At 51.1% G+C, this 13366-nt stretch carries 11 protein-coding genes and 1 pseudogene; 7 read left to right on the plus strand and 5 right to left on the minus strand.

The genetic code is table 11. The features are described from left to right. The first annotated feature begins 5 nt into the window (after positions 1-5). On the plus strand, positions 6-710 hold the full coding sequence (ispD, locus tag IGQ16_RS04735) for a 2-C-methyl-D-erythritol 4-phosphate cytidylyltransferase (RefSeq protein ID WP_024123818.1): 705 nt from the start codon (positions 6-8) through the stop codon (positions 708-710). Here ispD and IGQ16_RS04740 read toward each other — a convergent pair. Then, the gene (locus IGQ16_RS04740; protein WP_297060431.1) at positions 702-1091 is read right to left on the minus strand and encodes a hypothetical protein; all 390 of its coding nucleotides are present in this window, start codon (positions 1089-1091) and stop codon (positions 702-704) included. The genes ispD and IGQ16_RS04740 overlap by 9 nt on opposite strands. A 99-nt stretch (positions 1092-1190) precedes the next feature. After that, positions 1191-2372 carry an aldo/keto reductase gene (locus IGQ16_RS04745; RefSeq protein WP_297060433.1) on the minus strand — a complete coding sequence of 394 codons (1182 nt, stop codon included), beginning with the start codon at positions 2370-2372 and terminating at the stop codon, positions 1191-1193. Positions 2373-2484: 112 nt separating this feature from the next. Here IGQ16_RS04745 and IGQ16_RS04750 point away from each other — a divergent pair. From IGQ16_RS04750 to lipA, 5 genes and pseudogenes are all read left to right on the plus strand, one after another. Then, positions 2485-3520: pseudogene (locus IGQ16_RS04750) on the plus strand (PstS family phosphate ABC transporter substrate-binding protein). Between the two features lie 99 nt (positions 3521-3619). Further along, positions 3620-4327 carry a helix-turn-helix domain-containing protein gene (locus IGQ16_RS04755; RefSeq protein WP_024123822.1) on the plus strand — a complete coding sequence of 236 codons (708 nt, stop codon included), beginning with the start codon at positions 3620-3622 and terminating at the stop codon, positions 4325-4327. A 70-nt stretch (positions 4328-4397) separates the two neighbouring features. Further along, positions 4398-5543 carry a sugar phosphate nucleotidyltransferase gene (locus IGQ16_RS04760; RefSeq protein WP_024123823.1) on the plus strand — a complete coding sequence of 382 codons (1146 nt, stop codon included), beginning with the start codon at positions 4398-4400 and terminating at the stop codon, positions 5541-5543. A gap of 16 nt (positions 5544-5559) precedes the next feature. Continuing rightward, on the plus strand, positions 5560-6564 hold the full coding sequence (locus IGQ16_RS04765; protein WP_297060437.1) for a permease: 1005 nt from the start codon (positions 5560-5562) through the stop codon (positions 6562-6564). 2 nt (positions 6565-6566) lie between these two features. Beyond that, a complete protein-coding gene (lipA, locus tag IGQ16_RS04770; RefSeq protein ID WP_297060438.1) occupies positions 6567-7463 on the plus strand; it encodes a lipoyl synthase in 897 nt (298 codons plus the stop codon). A 135-nt stretch (positions 7464-7598) separates the two neighbouring features. Here lipA and IGQ16_RS04775 read toward each other — a convergent pair whose 3' ends face one another. After that, on the minus strand, positions 7599-8129 hold the full coding sequence (locus tag IGQ16_RS04775) for a Dps family protein (RefSeq protein ID WP_297060440.1): 531 nt from the start codon (positions 8127-8129) through the stop codon (positions 7599-7601). 209 nt (positions 8130-8338) lie between these two features. On the opposite strand from IGQ16_RS04775, the gene IGQ16_RS04780 reads away from it, so the two are divergent. Continuing rightward, positions 8339-8605, plus strand: a complete 267-nt coding sequence (locus tag IGQ16_RS04780; RefSeq protein WP_024123827.1) for an Asr1405/Asl0597 family protein — start codon at positions 8339-8341, stop codon at positions 8603-8605. On the opposite strand, the gene IGQ16_RS04785 is transcribed toward IGQ16_RS04780, so the two are convergent. Together IGQ16_RS04785 and rpoD are read right to left on the minus strand one after the other, a co-directional pair. Beyond that, positions 8602-11193, minus strand: coding sequence for a right-handed parallel beta-helix repeat-containing protein (locus tag IGQ16_RS04785; RefSeq protein WP_297060441.1), 2592 nt, complete (start codon positions 11191-11193; stop codon positions 8602-8604). The genes IGQ16_RS04780 and IGQ16_RS04785 overlap by 4 nt on opposite strands. A 516-nt stretch (positions 11194-11709) precedes the next feature. Continuing rightward, the gene (gene rpoD / locus IGQ16_RS04790; protein WP_024123829.1) at positions 11710-12876 is read right to left on the minus strand and encodes an RNA polymerase sigma factor RpoD; all 1167 of its coding nucleotides are present in this window, start codon (positions 12874-12876) and stop codon (positions 11710-11712) included. Between the last annotated feature and the right edge of the window lie 490 nt (positions 12877-13366).

The raw sequence follows: 13366 nt of genomic DNA on the forward strand, positions 1-13366 counted from the left end.
TATGAATGCACATCCTCATTCCTGCCGCCGGCATGGGTAAACGCATGGGGGCAAACCACAATAAACTGCGGTTGCAACTCTTGGGTAAGCCCCTTTTGGCATGGACATTAGAAGCGGTGGCGGCTGCCGAAGCGATTGAATGGATTGGGGTGATTGGCCAGCCAGAGGACTTTCCCCTTTGGGAAGCCCTCCTGGGGGAATTGAACCTACGGCAGCCCGTCCATCTCATCGCAGGGGGGCAGACCCGTCAAGCCTCAGTGTTTCATGGGTTACAGGCACTTCCCGAAACGGCTGAGCGGGTGCTGATCCATGATGGTGCCCGCTGTCTTGCCACCCCCAATCTGATTAATCGCTGTGCCCAAGCCCTAGGGACCTATGCGGGCTTAATTGCAGCGGTGCCCGTCAAAGATACAATTAAAATCGTTAATCGCGAAGGCGTTGTTGTCCAAACCCCAGAGCGAGACTCCCTTTGGGCCGCCCAAACTCCCCAAGGCTTTCGCGTCGAACCCTTGCGTATTGCCCATGAAATGGCTGTGGCTAAGGGCTGGGAAGTCACAGACGATGCTGCCCTCTTTGAACGCCTCGGCTATGCCGTACATATTGTTTTAGGCGAAGAAACAAATCTCAAGATAACCACCCCTAGCGACCTACCCCTTGCAGAACGAATCTTGGAGCATCGCCGGGAGCAAGACCAGAATGCCCTAGGCTAAAGTTTCCGGACAGTAGCCCAAGCCTTGAATAAACTGTTTGCGAAATGCCTCAATGTCATCGTAGTGGGGGTAGCCGTGGGAAACAATCGCCACTTGGTAACGGCGCATAACATCCACCATTGATTGGCCGGTTTCCAGGGCCCAGAATGCCATTTTGAGGGCGATCCCTGGTGTGTAGGAGAATCCCACCTCGTTCAAGAAGGCCCGGAAATCCCCTGCTTCTTTGTCGGTGAGAGGCGAATGCATTTTGATGCGGATTACCCACCCATCCACTTGATGAATCACGGTAACAAACTGAACTGGTAGCTTGGCGTATTCATGCAAGAACTGCACAACCCGCAGGGTAAGGCTGGCATTGTTAAGGTGATAAATGAAATCCATGGTGTTAACCTCTTACCCTTGATACCTTCATTTTCCGTGGCCGGGGGGGCGATCGCCTAGGGGAATTGTCCGCAATTTGTTGGGGGAACCTCCCTATCCTTAGGCCTGAGATAGTCGCTGCCGGGGAGTGCCACTGAGGAGATCATGGGCCGCTTGTAAAATCCTTGGAATCTTTTGCCGATGGGGACTGTGCTGTAAACAGGGGCCTAAATCCAAGTCTTTGATCCGTGCAGCATTTGCTCCCGGAAACCAGTGGCCACCGTTGCCCAGCAGGTTATAGCGCATACGGGCATAGTCCAGCAAATCGTAGGCCTGTACTAGGTTCCACAGCCAGAGAATGACGGGGATATTCACTTCACCGGGGGTGTGCTGGTAGTCTGGCAGTCCCTCATGCCAAGTGTGGTACCAGTCTTCCCCCAAGCGGTCAATGGCGGCTTGCTCCAGCCGTGCCAAGATCGGCGGTAGAATCTCACCTGCCTGATCCAGCAGCTCGAGGGCCTTGAGATGTTCATCAAAGTCACTGGGACAAGCAGCACCGATACTCAGGGTGTGCACCTGGGGATGGGAGAGGCAAAAGAGATCGTTAAAGACCATTGGGCTTAAGGGGGCACACAGTTCCACAAGGCGTTGGGGTGGTTTGTAGAGCATTCCCCCTTTGTCTGCTGGGCTAATGATAAAAACCCCCATATCATGGGCTTGAGCATCGAGGAGGGCGGGCCAATTCTGTTGATTGATGTAGTACCAGTGCAGATTAACGTAATCAAAGACATCGCTGGCGATCGCCTGGCGAATCACCTCTAAGCTGCCATGGGTAGAAAAACCAATGAAGCGAATCTTACCTGATGCTTGCCATTCCCGCGCCACGTCCAAGCATCCCCCGGGCTGCAGTACTTGCTCTAGATGCTCCGGTAGGTTTAGGCCATGGATAGCGAGTAAGTCAATGTAGTCTAACTCGAGATTCCGCAGTGACGTTTCTAGGGTTTCCCGAAATTCCTTGGCAGTGGGTCGCGGCCCCACCTTGGTTTGGACAATCAGCTTTTCGCGGGGCAGCCGCGGTAGAATTTTCCCCAACTGAATTTCAGAGGTGCCATAGCCGCGCGCTGTTTCAATGTGGGTGATGCCTAGCTCCAGAGCACGCCGAATGGTTGCCTCTAGGTTGCGTTGATTTTCTGCGGGAATGGTACTGGGATTGACATCCTGCCAAGAAAACTGATAGCGCATGCCGCCACAGGAAAAGACAGGCATTGGCAGTTCGGTACGACCAAAGCGACGGTAGCGCATACTGCACTCAACGAGAGTTCCTTTACTATTGTCTCGTACTGAGGAAACCCAGCAGCCAACACCCGCTATTCCTTTGAGCTAGGCTAGAAGAAATCACCGCAATTCTTTGTGTATGTCCCAAGGGAAAAGTCATTCTCTGCTGCCCCTACTCCTTTCCCTGCTGGCTACCCTCGGACTTCTGGGCATTGCTGGGGGGGCTGGTGCTTCGCCTCATCAATAGCGGCGGAACCATGGGTAATGGCCGTCTCAATTTAGGAGCCAAGGGTCAATCCACCTTTACCCAGGTGAAGAATGTCCCCAGCGGTCTTTTTAATTACGGCGGTAGCACCACTTGGGCACCCATTCGCCGCGATGTCAATCCGCTGCTGCAAGCGGCTTGGCCCAATTTTCAACTGCGCTACGTAGACCCGCCCACAGGGACACCGGGATCGGGCAGGGGCATCCGCATGCTATTGAATGATCAACTGTCTTTCTCACAATCTTCCCGTCCCCTCAACGAGGAAGAGTTAGCCAAGGCGGCGGCTCGGGGCATGAAATTAACTGCCATTCCCGTTGCCATTGATGGGCTGGCGATCGCCGTCAATCCGAGGCTAGAGATTCCTGGACTGACCGTGCAACAAGTGGTGGATATTTATACGGGCAAAGTAACCAATTCGCAGCAGGTGGGTAGCCCCAACCAAAGGATTATCCCCTTCTCTCGCCGTCTGGAAGATGGTGGCACCGTTGAATACTTTATCCAAGAAGTGCTTGGGAAGCAGCCCTTTGGTTGCAATGTGGTTATGGTTCGGGATACTACCGATGGCCTACGGTGCGTTGCCGCGACACTGGGGAGGATTTACTATGCCTCTGCTCCAGAAGTGGTGGGTCAGTGCAGTGTCCACCCGCTTCCCCTCGGCCGCCAAGCCAATCAATATGTGCCTCCCTATCAAGAACCCTACGTTCCTGTGGAGCGTTGCCCCCAAGAGCGCCACCAACTGAATCACCGTGTATTTCAACAGGGGACTTATCCAATTACCCGCCGCCTATTTGTGATTGCCAAGGCGGACAATAGCCTCGATGCCAAGGCAGGCCGTGCCTATGCTGATCTCTTACTGACTGATCAAGGACAAGCGGCCATTGAAAAAGCAGGGTTTGTGCGCCTGCGCTAGGGGGCGATCGCCCACTGAATAAGCCTTTAGACAAAATCAGCATTCTGGCACCGCCACCCCAGATAATAGATCTTGCCACCTGCTTCTTAATCTGGATCCATGACCTACAAGCGACTCAGTGACAGCGAACGCCAGCGCGTCTTTCAACAGTACACTGCCGGACAAACGATCAAGGCTCTGGCAGCGGCATTTGGTGTTAGTGAAAACACAATTCGGCGTGTGATCAAACAAATGGAAGAGGAAGCGGCTGCCCCTGAAGCCCCTCTACTGGCTGTAGCGACGACGGATGAAGTGCCAGAGGAAGAGGATCTAGAAGAAGATGTAGAGACGCCAGAGGCCGTTGTTCTCGATGAGGATGACTACAGCGATGCAGCGGACGATGATCTCGAAGACGAGGATGAAGAGGAACTGGATGGTGACATTCCTCTCCCCGATCTCACCGATGTGGAAGTGGTGCAGTCCGTCGAGGTCATTCCCCTTTCCGAAGCGGTGCTGCCCCGTCCCTGCTACGTTGTCGTCGATCGGCGGGCGGAACTGCTCACCCGCCCCCTAGAAGCCTTTCGCGGTTTAGGTGCCCTCTCCAGTGAGGAAGCGCAACAAAGTACCCTACCCATTTTCGATAGCCGCCCTGTGGCTCTGCGCTATTCCCAACAAAACCAACGCCTCTATAAGGCCAGTGATGTCCAGTGGCGCAAGACCGTTGTCAAGGTACCTGACGGTGAAATGCTGCGGAAAGTGCGCAGCTATCTTCAGTCCAAAGGGATTACCCGCTTGCTTTACCATGGGCGGGTGTATGCCCTCGATTAAGGTAAGCTAGGGGCATTGATAATAGTGGGGGCAATTGCCCTAGACGTTTAAGGAGATTGGTAAAAGTTTTATGAAAGCAATGATCTTGGCGGCTGGAAAGGGCACGCGGGTACGCCCGATTACATACACCATTCCGAAGCCAATGATCCCAATTTTGCAAAAGCCCGTGATGGAATTTCTAGTGGAACTCCTGCGTCAGCATGGGTTTAACCAAATTATGGTAAATGTGAGCCACCTCGCCCATGAAATTGAAAGCTACTTTCAGGATGGGCAGCGGTTTGGAGTGGACATTGCCTATTCCTTTGAGGGCTATATCAAGGATGGCGAACTCGTTGGTAAAGCCCTAGGGTCTGCAGGGGGGATCAAGCGAATTCAGGATTTTAACCCCTTTTTTGATGACACCTTTGTGGTGCTGTGTGGGGATGCCCTCATTGACTTGGATTTGACAGCGGCCGTGGCTTGGCACCGCCAAAAGGGGGCGATCGCCACCGTGATTATGAAAACAGTGCCCAAAGAGGACGTCTCGAGCTATGGCGTTGTTGTTACCGATGAGAGCGATCGCATTGTTGCCTTCCAAGAAAAACCCAGTGTTGAAGAAGCCTTGAGCAACCATATCAACACGGGGATTTATATTTTTGAGCCAGAAGTGATCGACTATATCCCCTCCAATCAGGAATACGACATTGGCAGCCAGCTTTTCCCCAAACTGGTGGAAATGGGTGCCCCCTTCTATGGCTTGGCGATGGACTTTGAATGGATTGACATTGGTAAAGTCCCCGACTATTGGCAAGCGGTGCGCGGTGTTCTCAATGGCACGATTAAAAATGTTTCGATTCCCGGCCATGAGCAATTTCCCGGCATTTATACGGGGCTGAATGTGGCCGTCAACTGGGATAAGGTCACGATCCAGGGACCGGTCTACATTGGCGGCATGACGAAGATTGAAGATGGAGCGACAATTATTGGACCGACGATGATTGGCCCCAATTGCCACATTTGCAGCGGTGCCGTCGTCGATAACTGTGTCATTTTTGAATATTCTCGCCTGGGTTCTGACGTTCGTCTTGTGGATAAATTGGTCTTTGGTCGCTACTGTGTTGATAAAACAGGTACAACCATTGACCTGAAGGCCGCTGCCCTCGATTGGTTGATTACCGATTCACGGCAAACGGATATTCAGCCGAGTCCCCTCGGGTTGAAGGAGATTGTGTCCTAGACCCCGCTCTACGCCCATGACATTTGCGAATCAGTTGCAAAGTGGTTTTACCCTTTTTTTGAGCCTACTGGTGGAGGCACTGCCGTTTCTACTGCTGGGCATTTTGCTCTCTAGCCTGCTGCTGCTATTTGTAGATGAGCAGGCACTGATTCGTCGCTTACCGCGATCGCCCCTGCTGGGGGCCTTGGTGGGCAGTTGCATCGGTTTTCTTTTTCCAGTGTGTGAGTGTGGCAATGTGCCAGTGGCGCGGCGATTACTGGTGCAGGGATTGCCCACATCCGTGGCCATTGGTTTTTTGTTGGCGGCACCCACAATCAACCCGATTGTGATTTGGGCAACTTGGACGGCCTTTCGCGATCAACCGGAGGTTGTTGTCTTCCGTGTCCTTTTTTCGCTGGCGATCGCCACCATTATTGGCTGGGTTTTTAGTTTCCAAAAGGATCTAACCCCCTTTTTGCAGCCCACGGTAACCAGTCTGATGCGTCGCCGCCAACCCCAGGCAACTGTTGTCCCTGCCCTGCTCCAGTCGGGCACCTACCTGTTGGGAACCCCCGGTCAACCCCTGGCCATGGAAACCCTAACGCTTTCGCCACCGACTGCAATGATTCCTTGGCAGCAACGCCTGCCCCAAGTCCTAGAGAATCTGGTGCAGGAATTTCGTGAATTGGGGGGGATTCTAGTTCTCGGTAGCCTAGTGGCAACAATTATTCAGGTGGCTGCTCCGCGGGAACTCATCCTTAGCCTTGGCCAAGGGCCAGTGAGCTCGATTGTGGCAATGATGATCCTGGGCACCGTGATTTCCATTTGCTCAACTGTTGATGCCTTCTTTGCCCTTGCCTTTGCTGCCACGTTTACGCCAGGGTCAATCCTTGCTTTTCTGGTCCTCGGGCCGATGGTCGATCTCAAGGGGCTAGGGTTATTGTTGACGATTTTTCGTCCCCGGGCTCTGATGTACATTTTTCTGTTGGTGGCCCAATTGACGTTTTCCCTTTGTTTGTTTTTGAATTTGCAGTGGAGTTAGCGGTGGTTGTGAAGCCAGAGTGGTTACGGGTCAAAGCACCCCAGTGGCAGCGGGTGGGTGCCGTCAAGGAGCTGTTGCGGGACTTAAACCTCAATACTGTTTGCGAAGAGGCCTCTTGCCCCAATATTGGTGAATGTTTCCATGGGGGAACGGCCACATTCTTAATGATGGGTCCAGCTTGCACCCGAGCTTGCCCCTACTGCGATATTGATTTTGAGAAAAAGCCACTGCCTCTGGATCCCACTGAACCCCAGCGACTAGCTGAAGCGGTGGTGCGGATGCGTCTCAATCATGTTGTCATTACCTCGGTGAATCGGGATGATTTGGCCGATGGGGGTGCCTCTCAGTTTGTGGCCACGATTGCGGCTGTGCGGCAGCGATCGCCCCAAACCACCATTGAAGTCCTGATTCCCGATCTCTGCGGCAACTGGCAGGCCTTGGATCAAATTCTTGCCGCCAGTCCGGAGGTGCTCAACCACAACACCGAAACCGTACCCCGTCTCTATCGGCGGGTGCGTCCCCAAGGCAGCTATCAGCGCAGTTTGGAACTGCTGCAGCGGGTGCGCGATCGCGCCCCTTGGATTTACTCAAAATCGGGCATCATGGTGGGTCTAGGGGAAACTAGCGAGGAAGTGGTGGCCCTCATGCAGGATTTGCGCCAAGTGGGTTGCGACATTCTCACCATTGGTCAGTATCTGCAGCCCAGTCCCAAACATCTAGCGGTACAAGCCTTTATTCCACCAGAGCAATTTGAGGAATGGCGCCGCCTGGGGGAATCGATGGGCTTCTTGCAGGTGGTTTCCTCTCCCCTCACCCGCAGTTCCTACCATGCTGAACAGGTGCGGGCTCTGATGCAGCAGTACCCACGTCAGCGCCCTGCCACAAGTCCTCTTGGATAAAGTTATTGCAATTTAGTTGCAACTAGGCTAGGCTAAGTAGTAGGAAAAATCTGCATTAAAAAACCCCCAAGTTGGGGGAATTCTATGAACAACCATCAACTTATCCTAGGATTCGTTAACTCAGATTGCGGAAAACTACATCTTGAGGCTGTCATTGGCTAGGAAATGACCAATATGGTAAGCACGCTCCTCCGTTTTCAAGAGGATTTGATCGTAGAGGTAGGCCGTGGCGCGATCGCCCAAACTCTCAGCCTGGGTTGCCTGTTGGCGCAGGATGGGAATGATGGCCTGCTCTGCTGCCAAATCATTGCTGAGCATTTGCCGGCAGTTGAAGGCACCTTCAGGTTCAGGGGTAAAGCAGCAGAGAGCCGCCAACTGCTGAAAACCGGCAACAGGAACAGCTCCCAGACCATTCAACCGTTCCCCCAAATCGTGAACATGCCCCTGCACCTGTTCATAGCAGTCTTGAAAGAACTGATGCAGTGGATAAAACTCTGCCCCCTCAACAACAAAATGATGTTTTTGGTACTGCAAGTACAGCGCTTGAAAACTGGCCAAAAGCCGGTTCATCCCCTCACATACCGGCGTGGTGGTGGCTTTCTCCAGCAACACAACCGTGTCACCCATCTCGCCAAAAGCTTGGCGTGGCAATGCACTAGTTGCCATAAGACAATGCTCCTTTGCGGACAGAATAGTGAAGCAGTCCAGTTACAGCCCTTTTTGCAAAATAGAGTCCTGTTAGTCCACCCTCAAAACGGCTCTATAGAAGGAGCAACTGATGCGGACATCGTCAAGACTCGCAGAAGAGCTGACACCTTTACAAGCCGATTTTAAACTATCCATCGCCACTTTTTCAATAAAGGAGTACTTATTGAATGTCTATAAACCCCCAGGTTATTGCAGTTCAGTGGCAATTACGTTGGCCAATTTATCAACGCTTGACCGAGCTAGAGGTGCCCTGTGAGTGTCTCCCCTATCAACCCCTTACTGTTGAAGTTCGCTCCCCCTTAGCTGCGCTGCAAGTCTGGTCAGTGGTGCGGCAGTTTTCTGCTTCCCGTGGCACCCTCGTCGATTGGCTAGAACAGTGCTGGCAGTGGAATTTGCCCAATTTCACTGAATATCCAGACTCTGCCGAGCGTTAGGGGAATGTACAACCGGCGGGGGGTGCAGCGCTGAATGTGGCAGCCGTGATATTCGTTACTGTCCCACTTGTATTGATCCCCACACCACCGTTATTCGCGCTTAAATTAGGAAGATCAACAATACGGAAGGTGCTAGTATTGTTACGCTGCAACCGGAAACCGGCACCACTGGTTTGGGTATTCCCAAATACGTTGGCACACAGTGTTGCAGTATTATCAGCCCGCAGTTCCAAACTTCGCGTAGCGGGGTTTCCTTGAGTGAGGATATTATTGTTGACTGTAGCATTGAGACGAGAGGCATTTTGAGCGCGCAGTCGCACTGCTTCACCGCCAGCCGTTGTTTGGATACGGTTATTGCTAACTTCAAGTTGCAATGCAGCCTGGTTAGTGGTATCAATCTCTATCCCGCGATCGCTGACATTAGACAGCTCATTCCCAACAATTCTCACCCGTGCTGGTGCTGGACTAGCAGCAGCCGTCGTGAACTCAATGTCAATGCCATCATTACCACCGCCAATACCACTCATAACATTATTCTCAATGTTCAACACCACTTGTCCCGCGCTATCCGACTCTAGAGTAATCCCATCATCATTGAGAATGTTGCTTATCTGATTATTGCGAATTGTGATGTTTGCAGTAGGGCTTGCAATTGGGGTGGCGCTGCTTACAATATCAAAGGTTATCCCTGCATCAGAAATACTGTTTATAACGTTACCCTCTAAAATAGCTGTGAGGTTAGCGCCATCTCCAATATTGAAGTCAATACCGTCGCTACCATCAGTGCCCGTGCCAATATTGCGAATCTGATTGTTCCGTACGATAACTGTTGCACTTGCGGGAGTGGTGCAATTCGCAAATTGATTATCAGTGAAGCGGTCAGCGACGTTGAAGCTATTTCCTCGACAAAGATTGAACTCAATGCCATCCACACGGTTCCCGGGCGTCAGATTGTTTTCAGTAACGTTATCCTCAATCGTGATATTGGCATTACCTTGATTATTTCGGATGAAGATACTTGCTTCCAGATTGGTATCTGTTGCTGTTTGACTAACATTGCGCACAGTGTTATTACGAATGATCACATTCCCAAGGGCATTATCTAGGCCAATTCCCTCCCCAATGCCACCATTAACAATGTTATCTTCAATCACAGCGTTAGTACTTTCAGTTATGCTAATTCCACGGCGGTTAAAGGCAGGCACAGTTGTACTTGTGATTGTAACCGCGTTACCACGCACAATAGGAGATTGAGCATTTGTTATCTGAATTCCGGCTGCATTAATTGCTGCAATTTGATTGTTAATAATACGAGCTGAATCGATATTATTACCAATGATTGCAACTTGGCCAGCGGGCGGTTGAATATTGAACCCATCAATGGTGTTGTTTCTAGCCAAAACAATATTGGCAGAGATGATCGGTCTTTGGATACTCGGCGTGAGCGCAGGAATAGTAATCGTTCCTATTGTACTTGGCAGTTGCCGATCCACAGTTGTGGAAAGAAGTTGAACGCCATCTTGGAGATTCACGCTGCCTTGACCTGCGGTATTACCATCGGTGTCAAGAACACCGACTAGGACAATGTCATGTTGAGCAAGAGGTAAATCATTAATCCGAGCAGCGCTACCGGTTCCAGTATCAACGGTAAAAATTCGATAGGGTTGGCTTGTTGTAGGGTTGATTGCTGGAATTTGATCCTGAACTCTTTCGTTATCAATGGTAACAAAGCCGACGCGCTCCAGGGATTCCCCCAAGCGAACTGCTATGTTTTGGCCGCTTTCAGGGGTACGGCGCCGACTGCCGGCTATACCCGGAAAAGACACCCCTATCCCAAACCAAGCTCGGGTACCAAAGCGATCATCATTTTGAACAGTCGCGCTTAGGCTGAGGTACTCAATGGGGCGCAAAGATAAGCGTGCACGGACGCCAACAAAATCAGCAATGCTTTCACCAGTATAGTAGTACAGACCTGCGTAGCCTCGCAGATAGTCCTTACCCAGTGCAACCAAAGGGGTACCCACTTCCAAGTCAAAACCAGTAAGTGCTTCCTGGAAAAGGCGATTGCGATTGAGGAGAATTTGGTTATTCTCAATGGTGCCAACCAATCCGACTGCTTCATTAAGGAGAACTTGCCGATTCCCTAGAGGAACATAACCGTTTATCCGGACATCAACATTGCCTAAGAGTTCTAGACCAATTCCCAGCTGGTTAAAGCCAGTACTCCCTGTGTTACGAAAGTCATAGGATAAGTAACCACCGAGAGAGAATTTCTGGTTCGCTATCAGCATTCGGTAGCCCAGCATCAGATTGTAAGCCAGGGCTGTGTTGGATGTGGGCATTAGGAGTTTACCTTCAAAGAAACCAATGCTAGCACCTGGTTTTTGGAAGAGAGGAATAAATGTCTCTGCACTGAGGTAGTTGTCAAAGCCAGCCCCTTCACTGTTGAAACGAATGGTGCCACGGGGCTGTATCCGGGATCCTAACAATTTCGCTGCTGCAGGTCGACCAATGGCTACATCGTTGAATCCTAAAATCACAGTCAGGCCAAGTAGGCAGCTCCCTAAAAGCTTGTACCAAGAACGCATATTCACTCCTCAACACCTAAATCTAATCTGCAGTAGCCAGTCATGGGCAACTGCTGCTTATGTCTGTACAAAGATACTGGTTGAAGCTTAAGAAGTAATAAAGAAATGCTTAGGTTAACATTAAAGACTCGAATGTAACAGGGGACTGCAAGTACGATCGCTCCAAATCATCCGGATTGTTTTGTCAGTAATGCACTCCCATCAAGTAGCTAAGGGAGTTCCCCCAGGATGCTCTAGGCCTTGAATTCTGATTTTTCCGGTTTTTGTATTCTTGTGCTTTCACAAAGAAGGCATTTCATTAGCTATCGTGACTATCTTAAGTTTTTCTATCTGACCATATTGCCCCCACTGCCATTGGTGCGGTAGCATGGTGCCGGCCCTGAGTCTAGAGATGACTCCAGGAATGATGGGTTACTCAGGTTTGCACCAGAGCTATTGCGCAGGTGAAAGCTTGGATAGAACTAGGTGCAGTACTGCTACGCTAAGGGCAATGGGGGACGCAACAGCAATTATTCCCTAGCGAATGTATTCCTTGAGGACGCTATTGCGGTTGGGATGGCGCAGCTTCCGCAGTGCTTTTGCCTCAATTTGGCGAATGCGCTCACGGGTTACGTTAAAGAGTTGACCAATTTCCTCCAACGTTTTCATGCGACCATCGTCCAAGCCATAGCGCAGTTTTAAGACATCTCGCTCGCGGGGGCTAAGGGTGCACAACACCATTTCTAAATCTTCGCGCAGCAGGTGCTTCGACACTTGATCTTCAGGGGTTTCACCGTCGGATTCAATAAAGTCCCCGAGACGGGAATCCTCTTCTTTGCCAATGGGCGTTTCTAGGGAGATCGGGAGTTGTGCTGATTTGGCAATGAAGCGCAGTTTTTCAATCGTCATTTCCATGCGATCGGCAATTTCCTCTTCCGTGGGTTTGCGCCCCATTTCCTGGGAGAGGAGTTTGGTGGTTTTCTTAATCCGTGAAATGGTTTCGTACAGGTGCACGGGCAGACGAATGGTGCGGGATTGATCGGCAATGGCGCGGGTAATGGCTTGGCGAATCCACCATGTCGCATAGGTGGAAAATTTATAGCCCTTTTCGTGATCAAATTTCTCAGCAGCGCGGATGAGCCCTAGGCTGCCCTCTTGAATCAAGTCCTGAAAGGATAGCCCCCGGTTCATGTATTTTTTGGCGATTGACACCACCAGTCGCAGGTTGGACTGAACCATTTTTTCTTTGGCTTTGCGACCGACAAAAAGACGATGGCGAAATGCCGGCACCGTCATCCCCAGTTCTTTGGCCCAAGCTTCAGGATTCCGCTCTAGTTCTTCAGGCGTACAGCCCAGTTCTTGACACAGGCGATCGCGGACCCGCTCGATTTCTAGAAGGTCGGCAATTTTACGAGCTAGTTCAATTTCCTCATCGGCACGCAACAGACGAATGCGGCCAATTTCTTGCAAATAGAGGCGAATCGAGTCCTCGGTGTAATGTTTCTTCTTGACTTGGGTCCGTCGTCGACTGGCACGACCTTTTGTAGGCTTGTCGTCGAGATCATCGCTGACCTCCTCAAAGTCTTCGCTCTCTTCTTCCTCAATCTCTACAGCCTCAAGGCCATAGTCACTGAGCAGAGCCACCTCATCTTCAAGGGGGGCTGTTGCGGGGTCGTAAACGTCAAGTACATTTGCTTGGGTCATGCCGTTGTCCTCGTAAAATCTCCCTAAATATATGGTGTCGGTGTGTTGTCGGCAACCGTTGCCTTCGGTGACGCTAGCGTCAGCCACATTTCAATGATGGAATGCGGCTAAGGAAAGCGGTTGGACGGGGGAATAGGCTCTAGATTCCGCACACTGGTACCTTTGAGATGGTCTTGAAAGAAATCCTGTGTGACCCGTAGGGTCAGGGAACAGGCAATCGTCAGCGGTTGGTCTCGTGCAGGAATCTGTTGAGCAATTTTAGCTAAAACCTCATTGATTGTAGCCTTTCTAACAGAAATCGCCTACTCCGGATCAGGAGTTTTCCTTGGAATCCGTTACTCGCGATCGCTCGCGTCAACAACCGCTAACAAATTCTAATTTGTTGTTCTCAGATAAAATTTATATCCTGGCTAAGGGAAATGTCTTTCTTCTAGCCTAGCTAATTGGTGACTGTTTGGAAGCACCCCCTAGTTTTTGATGGCGTTGGCCC

This window comes from Thermosynechococcus sp. M3746_W2019_013 (assembly GCF_015296045.1).
GTDB lineage: Bacteria > Cyanobacteriota > Cyanobacteriia > Thermosynechococcales > Thermosynechococcaceae > Thermosynechococcus.